General features: G+C 70.0%; 22 protein-coding genes and 1 pseudogene. 18 read left to right on the top strand and 5 right to left on the bottom strand.

Annotated elements, in window-relative coordinates:
- Positions 1-433, top strand: a pseudogene (locus tag BKN37_RS16660) (L-aspartate oxidase); the annotation flags it as partial.
- Between the two features lie 11 nt (positions 434-444).
- Complete coding sequence (gene nadC, locus BKN37_RS16655; RefSeq protein WP_071027832.1) at positions 445-1,302, top strand: carboxylating nicotinate-nucleotide diphosphorylase; 858 nt, start codon at positions 445-447, stop codon at positions 1,300-1,302.
- A 95-nt stretch (positions 1,303-1,397) separates the two neighbouring features.
- Here the strand turns inward: nadC and BKN37_RS16650 are convergent, their stop codons facing one another.
- Entirely contained in the window at positions 1,398-1,808 is a 411-nt protein-coding gene (locus BKN37_RS16650; protein ID WP_071027830.1) for a nitroreductase family deazaflavin-dependent oxidoreductase, read from the bottom strand.
- A 78-nt stretch (positions 1,809-1,886) separates the two neighbouring features.
- On the opposite strand from BKN37_RS16650, the gene hisD reads away from it, so the two are divergent.
- The 9 genes from hisD to BKN37_RS16605 all read left to right on the top strand — a co-directional run bounded on the left by hisD (position 1,887) and on the right by BKN37_RS16605 (position 9,018).
- Complete coding sequence (gene hisD, locus BKN37_RS16645; protein ID WP_071027828.1) at positions 1,887-3,230, top strand: histidinol dehydrogenase; 1,344 nt, start codon at positions 1,887-1,889, stop codon at positions 3,228-3,230.
- Positions 3,227-4,384 carry a histidinol-phosphate transaminase gene (locus BKN37_RS16640; RefSeq protein WP_071027826.1) on the top strand — a complete coding sequence of 386 codons (1,158 nt, stop codon included), beginning with the start codon at positions 3,227-3,229 and terminating at the stop codon, positions 4,382-4,384. Before hisD ends, BKN37_RS16640 begins: the two co-directional genes overlap by 4 nt.
- Positions 4,381-4,995, top strand: coding sequence for an imidazoleglycerol-phosphate dehydratase HisB (gene hisB, locus BKN37_RS16635; RefSeq protein ID WP_071027824.1), 615 nt, complete (start codon positions 4,381-4,383; stop codon positions 4,993-4,995). The genes BKN37_RS16640 and hisB overlap by 4 nt, the downstream gene beginning before the upstream one ends.
- Positions 4,992-5,612: an imidazole glycerol phosphate synthase subunit HisH gene (hisH, locus tag BKN37_RS16630; RefSeq protein ID WP_071027823.1), complete on the top strand. Its 621-nt coding sequence runs from the start codon at positions 4,992-4,994 to the stop codon at positions 5,610-5,612. Before hisB ends, hisH begins: the two co-directional genes overlap by 4 nt.
- 16 nt (positions 5,613-5,628) lie before the next feature.
- On the top strand, positions 5,629-6,363 hold the full coding sequence (gene priA / locus BKN37_RS16625; RefSeq protein ID WP_071027836.1) for a bifunctional 1-(5-phosphoribosyl)-5-((5-phosphoribosylamino)methylideneamino)imidazole-4-carboxamide isomerase/phosphoribosylanthranilate isomerase PriA: 735 nt from the start codon (positions 5,629-5,631) through the stop codon (positions 6,361-6,363).
- Positions 6,364-6,376: 13 nt separating this feature from the next.
- Positions 6,377-7,186, top strand: coding sequence for an inositol monophosphatase family protein (locus tag BKN37_RS16620; RefSeq protein ID WP_423212805.1), 810 nt, complete (start codon positions 6,377-6,379; stop codon positions 7,184-7,186).
- A 1-nt stretch (position 7,187) separates the two neighbouring features.
- Entirely contained in the window at positions 7,188-7,970 is a 783-nt protein-coding gene (gene hisF / locus BKN37_RS16615; RefSeq protein ID WP_071027819.1) for an imidazole glycerol phosphate synthase subunit HisF, read from the top strand.
- A gap of 88 nt (positions 7,971-8,058) precedes the next feature.
- On the top strand, positions 8,059-8,421 hold the full coding sequence (gene hisI / locus BKN37_RS16610) for a phosphoribosyl-AMP cyclohydrolase (protein WP_071027817.1): 363 nt from the start codon (positions 8,059-8,061) through the stop codon (positions 8,419-8,421).
- 12 nt (positions 8,422-8,433) lie between these two features.
- On the top strand, positions 8,434-9,018 hold the full coding sequence (locus tag BKN37_RS16605) for a hypothetical protein (protein WP_071027815.1): 585 nt from the start codon (positions 8,434-8,436) through the stop codon (positions 9,016-9,018).
- 149 nt (positions 9,019-9,167) lie between these two features.
- On the opposite strand, the gene BKN37_RS16600 is transcribed toward BKN37_RS16605, so the two are convergent.
- From BKN37_RS16600 to BKN37_RS16585, 4 genes are read right to left on the bottom strand one after another with little or no spacing between them, the layout of a single operon-like run.
- On the bottom strand, positions 9,168-9,731 hold the full coding sequence (locus BKN37_RS16600) for an ester cyclase (RefSeq protein ID WP_071027812.1): 564 nt from the start codon (positions 9,729-9,731) through the stop codon (positions 9,168-9,170).
- Positions 9,732-9,753: 22 nt separating this feature from the next.
- Positions 9,754-10,551, bottom strand: coding sequence for an ABC transporter ATP-binding protein (locus tag BKN37_RS16595; protein ID WP_071027810.1), 798 nt, complete (start codon positions 10,549-10,551; stop codon positions 9,754-9,756).
- A 45-nt stretch (positions 10,552-10,596) separates the two neighbouring features.
- A complete protein-coding gene (locus BKN37_RS16590; RefSeq protein ID WP_131823629.1) occupies positions 10,597-10,872 on the bottom strand; it encodes a hypothetical protein in 276 nt (91 codons plus the stop codon).
- A 34-nt stretch (positions 10,873-10,906) separates the two neighbouring features.
- Positions 10,907-11,086 (bottom strand): hypothetical protein, encoded by a 180-nt coding sequence (locus BKN37_RS16585; protein ID WP_071027805.1) that lies wholly within the window; start codon positions 11,084-11,086, stop codon positions 10,907-10,909.
- Positions 11,087-11,182: 96 nt separating this feature from the next.
- Between BKN37_RS16585 and pafA the strand changes: the two genes are divergently transcribed.
- From pafA to BKN37_RS16550, 7 genes are all read left to right on the top strand, one after another.
- On the top strand, positions 11,183-12,541 hold the full coding sequence (gene pafA, locus BKN37_RS16580) for a Pup--protein ligase (RefSeq protein WP_095407115.1): 1,359 nt from the start codon (positions 11,183-11,185) through the stop codon (positions 12,539-12,541).
- A gap of 17 nt (positions 12,542-12,558) precedes the next feature.
- Positions 12,559-13,560, top strand: coding sequence for a helix-turn-helix transcriptional regulator (locus BKN37_RS16575; protein WP_071027802.1), 1,002 nt, complete (start codon positions 12,559-12,561; stop codon positions 13,558-13,560).
- A 49-nt stretch (positions 13,561-13,609) separates the two neighbouring features.
- Positions 13,610-14,578 carry a helix-turn-helix transcriptional regulator gene (locus BKN37_RS16570; RefSeq protein WP_071027800.1) on the top strand — a complete coding sequence of 323 codons (969 nt, stop codon included), beginning with the start codon at positions 13,610-13,612 and terminating at the stop codon, positions 14,576-14,578.
- Positions 14,579-15,112: 534 nt separating this feature from the next.
- On the top strand, positions 15,113-15,361 hold the full coding sequence (gene tatA, locus BKN37_RS16565) for a Sec-independent protein translocase subunit TatA (RefSeq protein WP_071027797.1): 249 nt from the start codon (positions 15,113-15,115) through the stop codon (positions 15,359-15,361).
- A 49-nt stretch (positions 15,362-15,410) separates the two neighbouring features.
- Entirely contained in the window at positions 15,411-16,346 is a 936-nt protein-coding gene (gene tatC / locus BKN37_RS16560) for a twin-arginine translocase subunit TatC (RefSeq protein ID WP_095407114.1), read from the top strand.
- Positions 16,330-19,107: a DEAD/DEAH box helicase gene (locus BKN37_RS16555; RefSeq protein WP_071027792.1), complete on the top strand. Its 2,778-nt coding sequence runs from the start codon at positions 16,330-16,332 to the stop codon at positions 19,105-19,107. The genes tatC and BKN37_RS16555 overlap by 17 nt, the downstream gene beginning before the upstream one ends.
- Before the next feature lie 68 nt (positions 19,108-19,175).
- A complete protein-coding gene (locus BKN37_RS16550; RefSeq protein WP_071027791.1) occupies positions 19,176-19,931 on the top strand; it encodes a DUF4333 domain-containing protein in 756 nt (251 codons plus the stop codon).
- Positions 19,932-20,211: the final 280 nt, after the last annotated feature.

Raw genomic sequence — 20,211 nt, 5'->3', positions numbered from 1 at the left:
GTCCAATAGCCTGCTGGAGGGGCTGGTAGTGGGCGGTCGCGCCAGCCGCACCGGCGCCGACCACGCGGCCGCTGCCGGGCCCGCGCACGCGGTGTCCCCGGAGCCGGCGGCGGGCGCGGCGCTGTCGCGCGACACCCTGCAACGCGCCATGACCCGGGACGCCTCGGTGGTGCGCGACGCCGACGGGTTGGCCCGGCTCACCGCGACACTGGCCACCGCGACGCCGCGCGCCGTGCTGAACCGCACCGACTTCGAGGACGTCGCGTTGACCGTCACCGCCCGGGCGGTCGCGGCGGCGGCGCTGGCCCGCACCGAGAGTCGGGGCTGTCACCACCGCGCCGATTACCCGGACCCGGATCCCGCCCAGGCGCGCGGCACCCTGGTCCGCCTAGAGGACGGCGCGGTGCGGGTCGAGGCGCCGGTGCCGGCATGACCCGCTCCGGGATGACCCTGTCCGCCACCGAGCTGGCCGAGGCCCGCGCGGTCATCGCCCGCGCCCTGGACGAGGACCTGCGCTACGGCCCGGACATCACCACGTTGGCGACCGTGCCCGACGGCGCGATGGCCACCGCGGCGATGGTGACCCGCGAACCCGGGGTGATCGCCGGGGTCGACGTGGCGCTGCTGGTACTCGACGAGGTGCTCGGTGCCGACGGCTACCGGGTGCTGGACCGCGTCGACGACGGCACGGCGCTGCCGTCGGGCGCCACGCTGCTGGCGGTGGAGGCCCTGACGCTGGGCCTGCTGACCGCGGAGCGGACCCTGCTGAACCTGGTGTGCCACCTGTCCGGGATCGCCACCGCCACCGCGGCCTGGGTCGAGGCCGTGCACGGCACCACCGCCCAGATCCGCGACACCCGCAAGACGCTGCCCGGACTGCGGGCGCTGCAGAAATACGCCGTGCGGGTCGGCGGCGGCGTCAACCACCGGATGGGGCTCGGCGATGCCGCCCTGATCAAGGACAACCACGTGGCCGCGGCCGGCTCGGTGGTCGCGGCGCTGCGCGCGGTCCGCGCGGCGGCCCCCGATCTGCCCTGCGAGGTGGAGGTCGATTCGCTCGAACAGCTCGACGCGGTGTTGGCCGAGCACCCGCAGCTGGTGCTGCTGGATAACTTCCCGGTGTGGCAAACCCAGATCGCGGTGCAGCGCCGCGCCGCGCGCTCCCCGGCCACCCAGCTGGAATCCTCGGGCGGGTTGTCGCTGGAGACCGCGGCGGCCTACGCGGGAACCGGCGTCGACTACCTGGCCGTCGGGGCGCTCACTCATTCGGTGCGGGTGCTCGATATCGGCCTGGACATGTGAGGCCGGGCGCCGAGCAACCGGCGAGAGGGAACCACGCGACGCATCGTCGGCGTGTCGCGTCGTGAGATTCCCTCTCGGCAGGCTGTGGGGCCCCGTCAGGTGATGTCGGCGACGAACACCGCGAGCCGGCGGCCCTGCACCCGGGCCAGCCAGGGCAGGCCCTCGCCGTCGGCGCCGGCCGGCAGGATGCGCGGGTTGGTCAGGTGCACGTCGCTGCGGAACAGATGCACGTCGGCCTCACCGGCGGCCAGCACGTTCTTCACCCAATCGGTCTTGCCGTGACCGAGCGCGATCGCCAGCACGTTGCCCTTGCGGTAGGTGGTGACCACCGTCTCGTACGGCTTCCCGGACTTGCGACCTCGGTGTTTGATGATCGACGCGCCGGGCAGATACCGCGCCAGCGGTTTCACCACCGGGTTCATGTAGCGCATCTGCCACCGGTCCAGCCAGGGCGGGAAGATCCGCGGCAGACTCGCGACGTTGTCGGGTTTATCGGGTGTGGCCATGACAACTCCGATCGCAGAGGTGGGTGTGGCATCACTGTATCGGTGCGCGGCGAAATCCAGTTGAGCTGCTCTGGGACAATGGTCGACGTGACCACCAACTCGCCGCTCATGGCCCGCATCGATCTGCGCGGCGCCGCACTGACCGCGGCGGCACTGCGGGCGGTGTTGCCGCGCGGTGGTGTCGACGTCGAGGCGGTGCTGCCGAAGGTGCGGCCCATCGTCGACGCGGTCGCCGACCGGGGAGCGGCGGCGGCCCTGGACTACGGCGAGTCCTTCGACGGGGTGCGGCCCGACACCGTCCGGGTGCCCGCCGCCGCCCTCGAGTCGGCGCTGACCCAGCTGGACCCCGACGTGCGGGCGGCGCTGCAGGTCGCCATCGACCGGGCCCGCGCGGTGCACGCCGACCAGCGTCGCACCGACACCACCACCACACTGGGGCCCGGCGCCACGGTCACCGAGCGCTGGGTGCCGGTCGAGCGGGTGGGTCTGTATGTGCCCGGCGGCAACGCGGTCTACCCGTCCAGCGTGGTGATGAACGTGGTACCGGCGCAGACCGCGGGCGTCGACTCGCTGGTGGTGGCCAGCCCGCCGCAAGCCGCCCATAACGGCCTGCCGCACCCGACCATCCTGGCCGCCGCCGCGCTGTTGGGCGTCGACGAGGTCTGGGCGGTCGGCGGCGCGCAGGCGGTGGCGCTGCTGGCCTACGGCGGCACCGACAGCGACGACACCGAGCTGGCGCCGGTCGACATGATCACCGGACCGGGCAACATCTACGTCACCGCCGCCAAACGGCTGTGCCGCTCCCGGGTGGGCATCGACGCCGAGGCCGGGCCCACCGAGATCGCCATCCTCGCCGACCACAGCGCCGACCCCGCGCACGTCGCCGCCGATCTGATCAGCCAGGCCGAACACGACGAGATGGCCGCCAGCGTGCTGGTGACCCCCAGCGTCGAGTTGGCCGACGCCACCGAACGCGCCCTGGCCACCCAGCTGGAGAGCACAAAGCACCGCGACCGGGTGACGACGGCGCTGGGCGGACGCCAGACGGCGATGGTGCTGGTCGACGACCTGGACGCCGGGGTGCGGGCGGTCAACGCCTACGCCGCCGAACACCTGGAGATCCAGACCGTCGACGCCGCCGCGGTTGCGGCCCGGATCCGCAGCGCCGGCGCGATTTTCGTCGGCCCCTGGTCACCGGTCAGCCTGGGCGACTACTGCGCCGGCTCCAACCATGTGCTGCCGACCGCGGGCTCGGCGCGGCACTCCAGCGGCCTGTCGGTGCAGACCTTTCTGCGTGGCATCCACGTCGTGGAATACACCGAGGCCGCGCTCAAAGACGTGACCGGGCACGTGATCACCCTGGCCACGGCGGAAGACCTGCCCGCGCACGGGGAGGCGGTACGGCGGAGGTTTGAGCGGTGAGCACACCGGGCCAGGAGGTGACGTTGGCGGATCTGCCGCTGCGCGACGACCTGCGCGGCAAATCCCCGTACGGGGCGCCGCAGCTGGTGGTTCCGGTGCGGTTGAACACCAACGAGAATCCCTATCCGCCGACCCCGGCGCTCATCGACGACGTCGCGCGCTCGGTGCGCGATGCGGCCGCCGAGCTGCACCGCTACCCCGACCGCGACGCCGTCGCGCTGCGCACCGATTTGGCCGCCTACCTCAGCGCCCAGACCGGGGTGCACGTCGGCGTGGAGAACCTGTGGGCGGCCAACGGTTCCAACGAGATCCTGCTGCAGCTGCTGCAGGCGTTCGGCGGGCCGGGCCGCTCGGCGATCGGGTTTGTGCCGTCGTATTCGATGCACCCGATCATCGCCGACGGCACTCAGACCCGGTGGCTGGTCGCCAACCGGGCCGAGGACTTCCGCCTCGATGTGGCCGTCGCTGTCGCCGCCATCACCGAGCACCGGCCCGATGTGGTGTTCATCGCCAGCCCCAATAACCCGTCGGGGCAAAGTGTTTCGCTCGACGAGCTGCGACCCCTGCTCGATGCCGCGCCGGGCATCGTGATCCTGGACGAGGCGTACGGCGAATTCTCCTCGCAGCCCTGCGCGATCTCGCTGATCGCCGAGTACCCGACCAAGCTGATCGTCAGCCGCACCATGAGTAAGGCGTTCGCGTTCGCCGGCGGCCGGCTGGGCTACCTGGTCGCCGCGCCGGCGGTGATCGACGCAATGCTGCTGGTGCGGCTGCCGTATCACCTGTCGTGCATCACCCAGGCCGCGGCCCGTGCCGCGCTGCGCCACGCCGACGACACCCTGGGCAGCGTGGCGCATCTCATCGCCGAACGAGACCGTGTCTCAAAAGAACTGGATGCCCTGGGGTTTCGGGTCATCCCCAGCGACGCGAACTTCGTGCTGTTCGGCCGGTTCGCCGACGCGCCGGTGACCTGGCAGCGCTACCTGGATGGCGGCGTGCTCATCCGCGACGTCGGGATCCCGGGCTACCTGCGCGCCACCATCGGGCTGCCCGAGGAAAACGACGCGCTGCTGGCCGCCAGCGCGCAGCTGGTGGCCACCGAACTCGCCCAACCGCCGGTGGCGGGTCGCCACCAATCGCTAGGAGCATCATGACCGGTAGCCGCCGCGCCCGGGTGGAACGCGCCACCAAAGAGTCCGACATCGTCGTCGATCTCGACCTGGACGGCACCGGTGTCGTGCACGTCGACACCGGGGTGCCGTTCTACGACCACATGCTCACCGCGCTGGGCAGCCACGCCAGCTTCGATCTGACCGTGCGCGCCACCGGCGACGTCGAGATCGAGGCGCACCACACCGTCGAGGACACCGCGATCGTGCTCGGCCAAGCGCTCAATCAGGCGCTCGGCGACAAGAAGGGCATCCGCCGCTTCGGGGATGCGTTCATCCCGATGGACGAAACGCTGGCCCACGCCGCCGTCGACGTCTCCGGGCGTCCCTACTGTGTGCACACCGGTGAGCCGGATCATCTGCGGCACACCACGATCGCGGGCTCCCAGGTGCCTTACCACACCGTCATCAACCGGCACGTGTTCGAGACGCTGGCCTCCAACGCCCGCATCGCGTTGCACGTGCGGGTGCTCTACGGGCGCGACCCGCACCACATCACCGAAGCCCAGTACAAGGCGGTGGCCCGGGCGCTGCGCCAAGCCGTCGAGCCCGACCCGCGGGTGTCGGGCGTGCCCTCCACCAAAGGCTCGCTGTGACAGCGAAATCGGTGGTGGTGTTGGACTACGGCTCGGGCAACCTGCGGTCGGCCCAGCGGGCGTTGCAGCGGGTCGGCGCCGCGGTCACGGTGACCGCCGACGCCGACGCGGCGGCGGCCGCCGACGGGCTGGTGGTGCCCGGCGTGGGTGCGTTCGCGGCATGTATGGCCGGACTGCTGTCGATCAACGGCGACAAGATCATCGCCGAGCGGGTGCTGGCCGGGCGCCCGGTGCTCGGCGTGTGCGTCGGCATGCAGATCCTGTTCGCGCACGGCATCGAGTTCGGGGTGGATGCGGCCGGGTGCGGCCAGTGGCCCGGCGCGGTGACCCGCCTGGACGCCGCGGTGATCCCGCACATGGGCTGGAACGTGGTGGCCGCCGCGCCCGGCAGCCGGCTGTTCCGCGGCCTGGATGCCGACACCCGGTTCTACTTCGTGCACTCCTACGCCGCACAGCGCTGGGAGGGTCGCCCCGAGGCGCTGCTGACCTGGGCGCGACACCAGGTGCCGTTCTTGGCGGCGGTCGAGGACGGTCCGCTAGCCGCCACCCAGTTCCACCCCGAAAAGAGCGGGGACGCCGGTGCGACGCTGCTGGCCAACTGGGTCGACGGCCTGTGAGTTAGGGTCTGTGCCCGTGTCGTTGATACTTCTTCCCGCCGTCGACGTGGTCGACGGTCGTGCGGTGCGTCTGGTCCAAGGTAAGGCGGGCAGCGAAACCGAATACGGGTCGGCGCTAGACGCCGCGCTGGCCTGGCAGCGCGACGGTGCCGACTGGATCCACCTGGTCGACCTGGACGCCGCGTTTGGTCGCGGCTCCAATCGTGACCTGCTGGCCGAGGTCGTCGGTCGGCTCGACGTGGCCGTCGAGTTGTCCGGCGGGATCCGCGACGACGAGTCGCTGACCGCGGCGCTGGCCACCGGGTGCGCCCGGGTCAACCTGGGCACCGCGGCGCTGGAGAACCCGGCCTGGTGCGCCCGGGCGATCGCCGAGCACGGGGATAAGGTCGCCGTCGGCCTGGACGTGCAGATCGTCGGCGACGAACACCGGCTGCGCGGGCGGGGCTGGGAAACCGACGGCGGCGACCTGTGGCAGGTGCTGGAACGCCTTGACGCCGAAGGATGTTCACGGTTCGTCGTCACCGACGTCACCAAGGACGGCACCCTGACCGGCCCCAACCTGGACCTGCTCGAGCAGGTCGCCGAATGCACCGACGCGCCGGTGATCGCGTCCGGGGGGGTGTCCAGCCTCGACGATCTGCGGGCCATCGCCACCCTGACCGGCGCCGGGGTCGAGGGCGCCATCGTGGGCAAAGCCCTCTACGCGGGCCGGTTCACGTTGCCGCAGGCGCTGGCCGCGGTGCGGGAGTAGGGCCGCGGTGGCGCTGGACTCCGCCGACCTGCAGGCGCTGCTCACCGAGGCTTCGGCGATCCTCGACGCCGCCGCCAAACCGTTCGTGGCCGGGCACCGCGCGGATTCGGCGGTGCGCAAAAAGGGCAACGACTTCGCCACCGAGGTCGACCTGGCGATCGAGCGGCAGGTGGTCGACGCCCTGGTCGCCGGGACCGGCATCGAGGTGCACGGCGAGGAGTTCGGCGGCCCGCCGATCGATTCACCGTGGGTGTGGGTGCTCGACCCGATCGACGGCACCTTCAACTACGCCGCCGGGTCCCCGATCGCGGCGATCCTGTTGGGGTTGCTGCGCGACGGGGAGCCGGTCGCCGGCCTGACCTGGCTGCCGTTCACCGACCAGCGCTACACCGCCGTCGCGGGTGGTCCGCTGCTGAGCAACGGGGTCGCGCAGCCGCCGCTGGAGCCCGCCGACCTGGCCGACGCGATCATCGGGGTCGGCACCTTCAACGTGGACTCGCGGGGCCGGTTTCCCGGCCGGTATCGGCTCAGCGTGCTGGAGAACCTGTCCCGGGTGTCCTCCCGGATCCGCATGCACGGCGCCACCGGCGTTGACCTGGCCTACGTGGCGGACGGAATCCTGGGCGGCGCAATCAGTTTCGGTGACCACATCTGGGACCACGCGGCGGGTGTGGCGCTGGTGCGGGCCGCCGGCGGCGTCGTCACCGACCTGTCCGGCGACCCGTGGACCAGCGCGTCGCGCTCGGCGCTGGCCGCCGCACCCGGTGTGCACGCACAGATCCTCGACATCCTGCACCGCACCGGGCGACCGGAGGACTACTGACATGAACACCACAGATGTTGCGGTGCGGGTGATCCCGTGCCTGGACGTCGACGCCGGCCGGGTGGTCAAGGGCGTCAACTTTGAGAACCTGCGCGACGCGGGTGACCCGGTCGAACTGGCCGCCGCCTACGACGCCGAGGGCGCCGACGAACTGACCTTCCTGGATGTCACCGCCTCCTCGTCGGGGCGCGACACCATGCTGGAGGTGGTGGCCCACACCGCCGAGCAGGTGTTCATCCCGCTCACCGTGGGCGGCGGGGTGCGCAGCGTCGACGACGTCGACGTGCTGTTGCGGGCCGGGGCCGACAAGGTGTCGGTGAACACCGCCGCCATCGCCCGCCCGGAGCTGCTGGGTGAGCTGGCGCGGCAGTTCGGCTCGCAGTGCATCGTGTTGTCGGTCGACGCCCGCACGGTGCCGGCCGGGTCGGCGCCCACCCCGTCGGGCTGGGAGGTCACCACCCACGGCGGGCGGCGCGGCACCGGCATCGACGCGGTCGAATGGGCGGTGCGCGGCGCCGAACTCGGGGTGGGGGAGATCCTGCTCAACTCGATGGACGCCGACGGCACCAAGGCCGGTTTCGACTTGCCGATGCTGCGCGCGGTGCGTGCCGCGGTCAACCTGCCGGTGATCGCCAGCGGCGGCGCCGGGGCGGTCGAGCATTTCGCGCCCGCCGTGCAGGCCGGCGCCGATGCGGTGCTGGCGGCCAGCGTGTTTCACTTCCGGGAGCTATCGATCGGCGAGGTGAAGGCGGCGATGGCCGCCGAGGGGATCGTGGTGCGATGAGCCTCGTTTTCGCACCGAACGTGCACTCAGACCGAAAAATCACGGGAAATCTCGCGCTGAATGCACGTTCGGCGCGGAGCATGGTCCGATGAGCAATCTGGACCCGGCTATCGCTGCCCGGCTCAAGCGCAACGCGGACGGCCTGTTCACCGCCGTCGTGCAAGAACGCGGCAGCGGTGACGTGCTGATGGTGGCGTGGATGGACGACGACGCGCTGGCCCGCACCCTGGAAACCCGGGAGGCGACGTATTTTTCCCGGTCCCGCGGCGAGCAGTGGATCAAGGGCGCCACCTCCGGGCACACCCAGCACGTGCATGCGGTGCGGCTGGACTGCGACGGTGACGCCGTGCTGCTTCAGGTCGATCAGGTCGGCGGGGCCTGCCACACCGGGGACCACAGCTGCTTTGACGCCGACGTGCTGTTGGGCCCGGAGGAGTCGTCCAATGGTTGATAGCCTCCGATCATGGGGGACTGGTTTCAGCGCGTGGTGGACGTGCAGACCAGCGGCGCCGACGCCGAGGTGCAAGCCGCCCGGCTGCGTAGCTGGCTGATCGCCGAACGCATCATCGAACCGGTGCTCACCGACTGCGTGCTCGGCGAGCCACGTGGCCACCCGCCGGGTGCCGACTTCGCGACGGCGTTGGCTGATGGTTTCACCGACGAGAACCTCGCACTGACCCGCACGCTGTGGACCAACGGGATGGACATCAGCACCGGGCGGCAGGTTTATTGGGTCGCCGAGCCGGTCGGCCCACTGACCTGTCCGCACTGCGGGCACCTCGAGGAGATGGATCACCCGCAGAGCCGGTGGAACGGCGCCTTCAACGATGCATTCACTGCGTGGTTGGCCGGTGGCGACGGACGGGTGCCTTGCGTGTCATGCAACGCCCTCGTCGCCCTCAACGACTGGGACTGGGGACCCTATCCGTGGGCGTTCGGCGAACTGGGCATCACGATGTGGAATTGGCCGCCGATCGCAGCGGAGTTCGTTGCGCGGGTGGGTGATTTGCTGGGTGATCGCGTCGTCTACAACTGCGGGAAGCTGTGATCCGGCCGGAACTCCTCGCCCAGGCGACTGCGACAGCGCGCGAGCCAGGGCCCCGTCGAACGTCGCCAGCGCGGGAGAGACGTCGCGCAGCAACGGGATTGGGCCGCTGATGTGCTGCATCATCACGGCGCCCCGGGGCCACCCGACAGTTAACCGGCGGTGCCGTCCCAGGAGGGGATGTCGATGAGCGAGCGGTGCGGGTCGCTCGACATCGCCAGCAGGCCGCGCAGCGCCCGGATGCCAAGCGGCCAGTTGCGCGGGTCGCGCAGGTTGACACCGCCGACGAGCTGCCTCAGCATCGACAACGTGTCGAAGTAGATCCGCTCGGCCACCAGGTTCTCGTCCTCGTCGAAGACGAAGTACGCCGTCATCCGGGTGCGGTGCCGGGAACCGGTGGCCGGAATACCGCCCAGCGGACCCAAATGGGTTCCCCGTAGCCAGAACTCGACGATGACGGCGTCGGCGCTGTGCCGCAGCGCGATGATCTCGTGGTCCTGGTCGGGGAAGGCGACGCGCGTGTCGTGGTAGTACCGGCGGACCTCGGCGTCGCCGTCGTGCACGGTGAGCGTGGGGATGATCTCGTAGTGCGGATGCGGGAAGGTGGCCAGCACGTCGTCCCAGTTCTGGCGGACCTCGTCGTGGAAGTGGTCGAGGACGAGTTTCTCGCGGGCGCGCAGCACGTCGACGGGTGGTGTGGCGAAGCGGTTGGTCATAGCATCTCCCTGCTCGACGGGCTCACAGGTCGATCCGGGCGGCCTTGGTGCGCGCGGTCCAGCGGCCGTCCCGGTACCCGACCTCGATCGGGTGGGCGAAGGCGGCCGTCACGTGGTCGGTGGTGACGGTGTCCCGGGCGGGCCCGCTGGCCACGGTGCGGCCCTCGGCGATCAGCAACGCGTGCGTGGTGGTGGTCGGCAGCTCTTCCAGGTGATGGGTGACCAGGATCGACGCCACGTCCGGGTGGGTTTCGTCCAGCGAGTCGATGGTTTCCAGCAGTTGCTCGCGGGCGGCCACATCCAGCCCGGTGGTGGGCTCGTCGAGCAGCAGCAGGCGCGGATCCGAAATCAGCGCCCGCGCGATCAGGGTGCGGCCGCGTTCCCCCTGCGACAGGGTGGGCCACACGTCGTCGGCCTTGCGGGACAAACCGACCGTGTCGATCATGGCGTCGGCGCGGCGCCGTTCGTCGGGGCTGGGCGTCCAGTGCAGCGGGGTGTCGATGGTGGCGGTGATGCCGGTGAGCACCACCTCGCGCACGGTCAGCGCGTATTGCAGGCGGTGGCGCGGGTTGACGTGGCCGATGGAGCGGCGCAGCCGCGCCAGCTCGACCCGGCCCATCTGTTCGCCGAGCACGTGCACGGCGCCCGAGGTGGGGAAGGTGACCGCCGCGCAGAAACCCAGCAACGTGCTCTTGCCGGCACCGTTGGGTCCGAGCAGCGCCCAATGCTCACCGGCGTGCACGGTCAGCGAAATGCCGTCGATGATCTGTTTGCCGTCGCGGCGAAACGTCACCTCGGCGAGTTCCAAAACGGGGGTCACGTGGAGCACTCCTTTGCGGGTTGGGCCAGGCTTGCTGTCCACGCGTTACGCGACGTGAAGGACATCCCTCTGGTAGGCGAGCAGGTGCTCCAACAGCCACGCACTGGACTTGAGTAGCTTGCCGTCCCGCGCCAGCTCGATGGCCTCGGCCACCTCGTCGGGCTGCAGGTCGCGGCGTTCGAGCCCAATGAATAGGAAGCTGATGAGCGGCCCAACGTGATCCTCGTTCATTTGTCTGTCCAACAGCGCGGCATCGGTGTACTCGCCGCGGTAGCGCGGGTACAGCTTCCCGGCAAAGCCGCCCCCGTAGGGATCACTCACGGCACTCATGTTAGTGCGACGGGGTAGGCGCTGGTCACATACCAAATAGGTACGCCAGGTGAAGTCGTCGACCTGGCTGCGCAACGATGAGCCGGCGCATCACCTCGGTGTCCGCCGCGGCCCGTCGCCGCCGCAGCGCCTCGAGGTCGACGGCCAGGGCGTGGAAGCCGTCGGCGTGTGCCCGCAGCCGGGCGAGTTCGGTGGATGCCGTCATACCGCAGGCTGGCACGACCCAGCCTCACCGTGCCGACACGTATCCACAGTCGCGTCTCCTGCACCGCGACGAGCCCACAACCAGTACGCTCGAATCGTGCAGCGACGAATCATGGGCATCGAGACCGAGTTCGGTGTCACCTGCACCTTCCACGGTCACCGGCGGCTGTCTCCGGACGAGGTGGCCCGCTATCTGTTCCGTCGGGTGGTGTCCTGGGGGCGCAGCTCCAACGTCTTCCTGCGGAACGGCGCCCGGCTGTACCTCGACGTGGGCAGCCACCCCGAATACGCCACCGCCGAATGCGACAACCTGATCCAGCTGGTCACCCACGACCGCGCCGGGGAGCGAGTGCTCGAAGACCTGCTGGTCGACGCCGAGCAGCGCCTGGCCGACGAGGGCATCGGCGGCGACATCTACCTGTTCAAGAACAACACCGACTCGGCCGGCAACTCGTATGGCTGCCACGAGAACTACCTGATCGTGCGGGCCGGTGAGTTCTCCCGGATCTCCGACGTGCTGCTCCCGTTTTTGGTCACCCGCCAGCTGATCTGCGGGGCCGGCAAAGTACTGCAAACCCCCAAAGCCGCCACGTTCTGCCTTTCGCAGCGCGCCGAGCACATCTGGGAGGGCGTCTCCTCGGCCACCACCCGCAGCCGGCCGATCATCAACACCCGCGACGAACCGCACGCCGACGCCGAGAAGTACCGTCGCCTGCACGTCATCGTCGGCGACTCCAACATGTCCGAGACCACCACCATGCTCAAGGTGGGCACCGCGGCGCTGGTGCTGGAGATGATCGAATCCGGGGTGGCGTTCCGCGACTTCTCGCTGGACAACCCCATCCGTGCCATCCGCGAGGTCAGCCACGACCTGACCGGACGTCGCCCGGTGCGGCTGGCCGGCGGCCGGCAGGCCAGCGCCCTGGACATCCAGCGCGAGTATTACAGCCGCGCCGTCGAGCACCTGCAGACTCGGGAGTCCAACCCGCAGATCGAGCAGGTGGTCGACCTGTGGGGCCGCCAACTCGACGCGGTGGAACGCCAGGACTTCGCCAAGGTGGACACCGAGATCGACTGGGTGATCAAACGCAAGCTGTTCCAGCGCTACCAGGACCGCTACAACATGGAGCTGTCCGACCCCAAGATCGCCCAGCTGGATTTGGCCTACCACGACATCAAACGCGGCCGCGGCGTGTTCGACCTGCTGCAGCGCAAGGGCCTGGCGGCCCGCCTCACCACCGACGAGGAGATCGACGACGCCGTCGACACCCCGCCGCAGACCACCCGCGCCAAACTGCGCGGCGAATTCATCAGCGCCGCCCAGGCCGCCGGCCGCGATTTCACCGTCGACTGGGTGCACCTGAAACTCAACGATCAGGCCCAGCGCACCGTGCTGTGCAAGGACCCGTTCCGGTCGGTCGACGAGCGGGTCAAGCGGCTGATCGCCAGCATGTAGCGCATACCCTGTTAGCCGTGGCGACATCGAAAGTCGAACGGCTGGTGAACCTCGTCATCGCATTGCTGTCCACGTCGGGCTACCTCACCGCGGACAAGATCCGGTCCAGCGTGCAGGGCTACGAGGACAGCCCCAGCCTGGAGGCGTTCTCCCGGATGTTTGAGCGGGACAAAAATGAGCTCCGCGATCTGGGCATCCCGCTGGAGACCGGCAGGGTGTCGGTGTTCGACCCGGTGGAGGGTTACCGGATTAACCGCGACGCGTACGCGCTGCCCGACGTCGAGTTGTCGTCCGACGAGGCGGCGGCGGTGGCGGTCGCCACCCGGCTGTGGGAGTCACCGGAACTGATCAGCGCGACCCAGGGCGCCCTGCTCAAGCTGCGGGCCGCCGGTATCGATGTCGATCCGGACGCCCCGGTGGCCATCACCTCACCGGCGGGGCTACCGGGGCTGCGCGGCTCCGAGGGCGTTTTGCCTAGCCTGTTGTCGGCGATCGGGTCGGGTCAGGCGGTGCAGTTTAAGCACCGGTCGTCGCGGGCCGAGCCTTACGCGGTGCGGACCGTGGAACCGTGGGGAGTGATCACCGAGAACGGCTACTGGTATCTGGTGGGGCACGACCGCGACCGCGACGCCACCCGGGTGTTCCGGTTGTCGCGGATCGCGGGCGCGGTGACCCCCGTCGGCCCGGTCGGTGCGGTCACCCGGCCCGACGTCGACCTGCGCGGCATCGTGCGGAAGTCGGTTTTCGGGGTCACGGGGTCGCCGACCAGCCAACGGGCCACGGTGTGGGTGGCCGACGGGCGCGCTACCGCGCTGCGGCGGGCGGGCACCCCGACCGGGCCGCGGCAGTTGGCCGGCCGCGACGGCGAGGTGATCGAGATCGACGTCGGATTCCCCGACCGGCTGGCGCGCGATATCGCCGGCTACGGGGCCGACTCCGTCGTGCTGGCCCCGCAGTCGCTGCGCGACGACGTGCTGGCTCGGCTGCGCGCCCGCGCCGGGGGAGAGCGGCGCCGATGACACGCGCCGTCGACGATGCAGAGCGCAGCGATGAGGAGGAGCGGCGCCCATGACACCGATCTCGGCTCGCCTGGTGCGGCTGCTCAACATGGTGCCCTATTTCCAGGCGAATCCCCGGATCACCCGCGCGGAGGCCGCCGCCGACCTGGGGGTGACGGTCGAACAACTCCAAGAGGACTTGGACCAGCTGTGGATGTGCGGTCTGCCCGGCTACGGCCCGGGCGACCTGATCGACTTCGCGTTCTCCGGCGACACCGTTGAGGTGACGTTCTCGGCGGGGGTGGATCACCCGCTGCGGCTGACGTCGCCGGAGGCCACCGGACTGCTGGTGGCGCTGCGGGCGCTGGCCGATGTGCCCGGGGTGGTCGACCCCGAGGCGGCGCGCAGCGCAATCGCCAAGATCGAAGCCGCCGCCGGCGCCGCCGGGCCCGGTTCGGCGGCCCCGGCGGCCGTCGACGAGCCCGCCCCGATCGAAAACCAGGCCGCCGCCGCGGTGCGCGAGGCGGCGCGGCAAAGCCGCGCCCTGGCCATCGACTATTACGCCGCCTCCCGCGACGCGTTATCGAGCCGCGTCGTCGACCCCATCCGGGTGGTGGTGATCGGCAACCACAGCTATCTGGAGGCCTGGTGCCGGGAGTCCGAGGGGGTGCGACTGTTCCGGTTTGACCGGATTGTCGACGCCACCGTGCTGGACGAACCGTCGGCGCCCCCGGAGCCCGCGTTGCAAGCCCCGACCGACACGTCGCTGTTCAACGCCGACCCGTCGTTGCCGGCGGCGACGCTGCGGGTGGCGCCGTCGGCCGCGTGGATGTTCGAGTACTACCCGATGCGGGTGGTGCAGGAGCTGCCCGACGGCTACTGCGAGGCGGCGATGACGTACGCCTCCGAGGAGTGGATGACGCGGCTGCTGCTCGGGCTGGGCGACGACGTGCAGGTGTTGGCCCCGGAGTCGCTGGTCGCGCGGGTCCGCGACGCCGCCGCGGCCGCGCTGGCCGTGTACCAAAACTCGCCGGTGTAAGCGGCATTGTCGAACCCGAAGGCCGCCATTTCGGCGTCTACCCGCCGAGCGTGGCTGGTTGGTTTGGGCCTGGTGTGACTGGCGTGGCAGGCGGGTCGCGGGTGAAGCGCTTTCACAGTGCCAGCGCTTAATTGCTGCCATCGAGTCTGCGTTGACGGCATCGAGTCTGCGGTGACGGCGCCGAGTCTGCGGTGACGGCGCCGAGTCTGCGGTGACGGCGCCGAGTCTGCGGTGACGGCACCGAGCCTGCAGTGACGGCGCCGACCCTGTAACCAGGCCGTCCTGGAGACCAAAAACACGGCCTGAGTACAGGCTCGATGCCGTGAGCGCAGTTTCGATGCCCTGAGCGCAGGCTCGATGCCGCCACCGCAGGCTCGATGCCCCGACCGCAGACTCGATGCCCTGACCGCAGGCTCGACACCCGCAGCCGCGGCCGGGGGCGCTAACCTCCCCGCCCAATTTCCGCCGCCACCGCACGTTCGGCGCCGCGCGCGGCCGCTGCGGTAGCATCGAACCGACGTCTGGAGGTTAGACATGGGCAGTTTGCAACCCTGGCACTGGCTGATCCTTGCCGTCGTGATACTCCTGCTCTTCGGTTCGAAGAAGCTTCCCGATGCGGCCCGCTCGTTGGGCAAGTCGCTGCGAATCTTCAAATCCGAGGTCCGTGAACTGCAGAACGACGGCAAATCGGAGCCGTCGGGCACCCCGGCCGCCTCGCCGACCCCGGTGCAGTCCGAGCGGGTCGACTCCGGGCCGGATCACACCGACGCACGGCCGGCTTGAGCCTGACAACAGCAGCGCGGCGTGAAAGCGCCGCACGGTGATTACCCGCGTGCGCACCCCCGGACTTCTGCGTCGGCTCGACCCGCGGCTTCGCCGTAGCCGCACCAACCCCGACGGGACGATGTCGCTCGTCGACCATCTGCGCGAATTGCGCACCCGGTTGCTGATCTCGCTGGCCGCGATCGCGCTCACCACCAGCTTCGGCTTCATCTGGTATTCGCACGGCTTCTTCGGGTTGGAGAGCCTTGGCGAATGGCTGCGCCACCCGTATTGCTCGCTGCCCGCGTCGGCGCGCGCCCAGATCAGTGCCGACGGGCAGTGCCGGCTGCTGGCCACCGCCCCGTTCGACCAGTTCATGTTGCGCCTGAAAGTGGGGTTGACCGCCGGCGTCGTGCTGGCCTGCCCGATGTGGTTTTACCAGCTGTGGGCGTTCATCACGCCCGGGCTGTACCGCAAGGAACGCCGCTTTGCGGTGGTGTTCGTGGTGTCGGCGGCGGTGCTGTTCGTGGCCGGGGCGCTGCTGGCCTACCTGGTGCTGGCCAAGGCGCTGGGATTCCTGCTGACCGTGGGCAGCGACGTGCAGGTGACCGCGCTATCCGGTGACCGGTATTTCGGGTTCCTGATCAACCTGCTGCTGGTGTTCGGGATCAGCTTCGAGTTCCCGCTGCTGATCGTCATGCTCAACCTGGTCGGGGCGCTCAGCTATGCCCGGCTCAAATCCTGGCGGCGCGGCCTGATCTTTGCCATGTTCGTGTTCGCGGCGGTGTTCACGCCCGGCTCGGACCCGTTCTCGATGACCGCGCTGGGGCTGGCGCTGACCCTGCTACTGGAATTCGCCATCCAGATCGCCCGGCTGCACGACAAACGCAAAGCCAAGCGTGAAGCGCTGACCGCGATCCCCGACGACGAGGCCGCCCCCCTCGAACCGCCCTCGGCCGTACCGGCGTCGGCGCCGATCATCACCCCGCATGACGACGTCACCTGACGCCGACGGCCCCGGGACCGAGCTGAGCCGGTTCGCCGCCGAGCTGCCGTTCGCGTTGGACGACTTCCAGCGCCGCGGCTGCGCGGCGCTGGAAAACGGTCGCGGCGTGCTGGTGTGCGCACCGACCGGCGCCGGTAAGACCGTGGTCGGCGAATTCGCCGTGCACCTGGCGCTCGCGGCGGGCGGCAAGTGCTTCTACACCACGCCGCTCAAGGCGCTGAGCAACCAAAAGCACACCGACTTGGTCACCCGCTACGGGCGGGATCGGATCGGGTTGCTCACCGGCGACCAGTCGGTCAACGCCAACGCGCCGGTGGTGGTGATGACCACCGAGGTGCTGCGCAACATGCTCTACGCCGATTCACCAGCGCTGCAGGGGCTTTCCCATGTCGTGATGGACGAGGTGCATTTCCTCGCCGACCGGATGCGCGGCGCGGTGTGGGAGGAGGTCATTCTCCACCTGCCCGAGGAGGTGCGGCTGGTCAGCCTGTCGGCGACGGTCAGCAACGCCGAGGAGTTCGGCGGCTGGATTCAGACCGTGCGCGGCGACACCACCGTCGTTGTCGACGAACACCGCCCGGTGCCGCTGTGGCAGCACGTGCTGGTGGGCAAGCGGCTGTTCGACCTGTTCGATTACGGCGCCGGCAAGGACGGCAAGGATCCCAAGGCGACCCGGCGGCAGCCGGTGGTCGATCCGGCGCTGCTGCGCCACATCGCGCAGCGTCGCGAAGCCGACCGGCTGGCCGACTGGCAGCCCCGGCGCCGCGGCCCGGACCGGCCGCGGCTGTATCGGCCGCCGGGCCGGCCCGACGTGATCGCCACCCTGGACTCCGAGGGGCTGCTGCCGGCCATCACCTTCGTGTTCTCGCGGGCGGGCTGCGATGCCGCGGTCAAACAATGCCTGCGTTCGCCGCTGCGGCTGACCACCGAAGACGAGCGCGCCCAGATCGCCGAGGTCATCGACCACCGCTGCGGCGACCTCGCCGACGCCGACCTGGCCGTCCTGGACTACTACGAGTGGCGGGAGGGCCTGCTGCGGGGGTTGGCCGCCCACCACGCCGGCCTGCTGCCGGTGTTCCGGCACACCGTCGAGGAGCTGTTCACCGCGGGCCTGGTCAAGGCGGTGTTCGCCACCGAGACCCTGGCGCTGGGCATCAACATGCCGGCCCGCACGGTGGTGCTGGAGCGGCTGGTGAAGTTCAACGGTGAGCAGCACGCGGCGCTGACCCCCGGCGAGTACACCCAGCTGACCGGTCGCGCCGGTCGGCGCGGCATCGACGTCGAGGGCCACGCGGTGGTGGTGTGGCACCCCGACGTCGACCCCGGTGAGGTGGCCGGGCTGGCGTCCACCCGGACCTTCCCGTTGCGCAGCTCGTTCGCGCCGTCCTACAACATGACCATCAACCTGGTGCACCAGCTGGGCCCGCAGCAGGCCCACCAACTGCTCGAACAGTCGTTCGCCCAGTATCAGACCGACCGCTCGGTGGTCGGGCTGGTCCGCGCCGCCGAGCGCGGCGAGCGGCTGCTCGGGGAGGTCGCCGCCGAACTGGGCGGGCACGACGCGCCGATCCTCGACTACGCCCGGCTGCGCGCCGAGATTTCCGAGAAGGAACGCGCCCAGGCCCGCGCCTCGCGGCTGCAGCGCCGCAAGGCGGCCAACGACGCGCTGGCCGCGCTGCGCCGCGGCGACATCATCTCCATCACCCACGGCCGCCGCGGCGGACTGGCGGTGGTGTTGGAGGCCGACCGGGACAGCCCCGATCCACGGCCGCTGGTGTTGACCGAACACCGCTGGGCCGGACGGATCTCGGCGGCCGACTACACCGGCGCCGCGGCCCCGGTCGGATCGATGACCCTGCCCAAGCGGGTCGAGCACCGTCAGCCCCGGGTGCGTCGCGACGTCGCGTCGGCGCTGCGGTCCGCGGCGGCGGGGCTGAGCGTCCCCGGCCAGCGCGGACGGCGGGGCAGCGCCGAGGACGACGGCGCCCCGATCGATCCGGAGCTGGCGGCGCTGCGCGAGCGGATGCGCCACCACCCGGCGCACCGGGCACCGGACCGCGACGCCCAGATGCGGATCGCCGAACGCTACCTGCGCATCCAGCGGGACAACGCCCAGCTGGACAAGAAGGTCGCCACCGCCACTAACTCGCTGGCCCGCACCTTCGATCGGATCGTCGATCTGCTGACCGAGCGCACCTTCATCACAGTCAGCCGCGGCGACCTCAAAGTCACCGACGACGGCCGGTTGCTGGCCCGAATCTACAGCGAGAGCGATCTTTTGGTCGCGGAATGCCTGCGCACCGGCGCCTGGACCGGGTTGCGCCCGCCCGAATTGGCCGCGGTGGTCTCCGCGGTGCTGTTCGAGACCCGGGGTGGCGAGGGGCCGGGCCGGATGTACGCCGCGGAGGCCCCGACCGTCGCGGTGCGCCGCGCCCTGCACCAGACGCGCCGGCTGTCGGCGCAACTGCGCACCGATGAGCAGCGGCACCGGATCACCCCGAGCCGCGAACCCGACGACGGCTTCGTCGCCGCGGTGTACCGCTGGGCGAGCACCGGTGACCTGGCGTCGGCGCTGGCCGCCTCCGACGCCGCGGGTAACGGTTCGCCGTTGTCGGCAGGCGATTTCGTGCGCTGGTGCCGGCAGGTGCTCGACCTGCTCGATCAGCTGCGCATCGCCGGCCCCGACCCCGCGCTGCGCGCCACCGCCAAACAGGCGATCGACGCGATTAGGCGCGGCGTCGTGGCTGTTGATGCCGGGTAGGCTGAGTCCGACACGCTACGGTATACCCGGTGATGAGCGCCGAGCATTGAGAGGACTGAGGAGTAACGATGAGCGGACCGCAGGGATACGACCCGACGCAGCCGTGGCAGCCTCAGCAGCCCGGTCAAGGTGAGCAAGGCACCGAACAACAGTCGGCCTGGCAGCAGCCGGTGACCCCGGAGCAGCCCACCATGCAAACCTCCGGTTGGCAACAGCCCGCCTACACCACTCCACCGCAGTATCAGCAGCCCACCACCGCCTATCCGCCGACTCCGCAGTACCCGCAGCAGCAGCCCACCCCGTCGTACGGTCAGCCCGACCAGTTCGGTCAGCAGCCCGGCCAGTTCGGCCAAACGGGTCAGCCCGATCAGTTCGGTCAGTACGGGCAACCGGGCCAATACGGCCAGTTCGGTCAACAGCCCGGCCAGTACGGCCAACCCGGCCAGTTCCCGCCCTACGGCCAGCCCGGCCCCGAGCAGGGCAAGAAGGGCAACAAAGCGGTGATCGGCAGCGTGATCGGTGTGCTGGCAGCACTGGCCGTGGTCGCGTTCTTGGTGTCCGGGTTCTGGCTGCCGGGGTTCCTGGTGACCACCAAGCTGGACATCAAGAAGGCGCAAGATGGCGTGCAGCAGATCCTGACCGACCAGACCAACGGTTATGGCGCCAAGAACGTCAAGGACGTCAAGTGCAACAACGATGTTGACCCGAAAGTCAAAAAGAATGACACTTTCGAATGCGAGGTCAGCATCGATGGCACCAAGCGCAAGGTGACCGTCACCTTCCAGGACGACAAGGGCACCTACGAGGTCGGCCGGCCTAAGTAGCCGCCGCGCCGTCCAGCGCCTTCTGCAGCCGGCTGATCGACGACCCGACTCCGAGTTCGGTGGCCAGGTCGGCGGCTCGGTCCGGGTCGGCGGCCCCCCGCGGCAAAGCGGCGGGCGGGGTCTGTTTCTTTTATAAATCTCCGAGCCCACGAGAGACTGAGCGCTCGCGTATGCCGTCTTCTGCTTGAAAAAAAGACTTATCAACTTTCGCTGGTCGGTTACGCGGCTACAATGGTCGTTACGTGGCACGGTGAATCTGGGATGGATTCTGGAGAGGGAG

Origin of the sequence: Mycobacterium talmoniae (genome assembly GCF_001854525.1) — a bacterium.
GTDB lineage: Bacteria > Actinomycetota > Actinomycetes > Mycobacteriales > Mycobacteriaceae > Mycobacterium > Mycobacterium talmoniae.
This window is presented reverse-complemented; position numbering and strand designations above follow the sequence as displayed.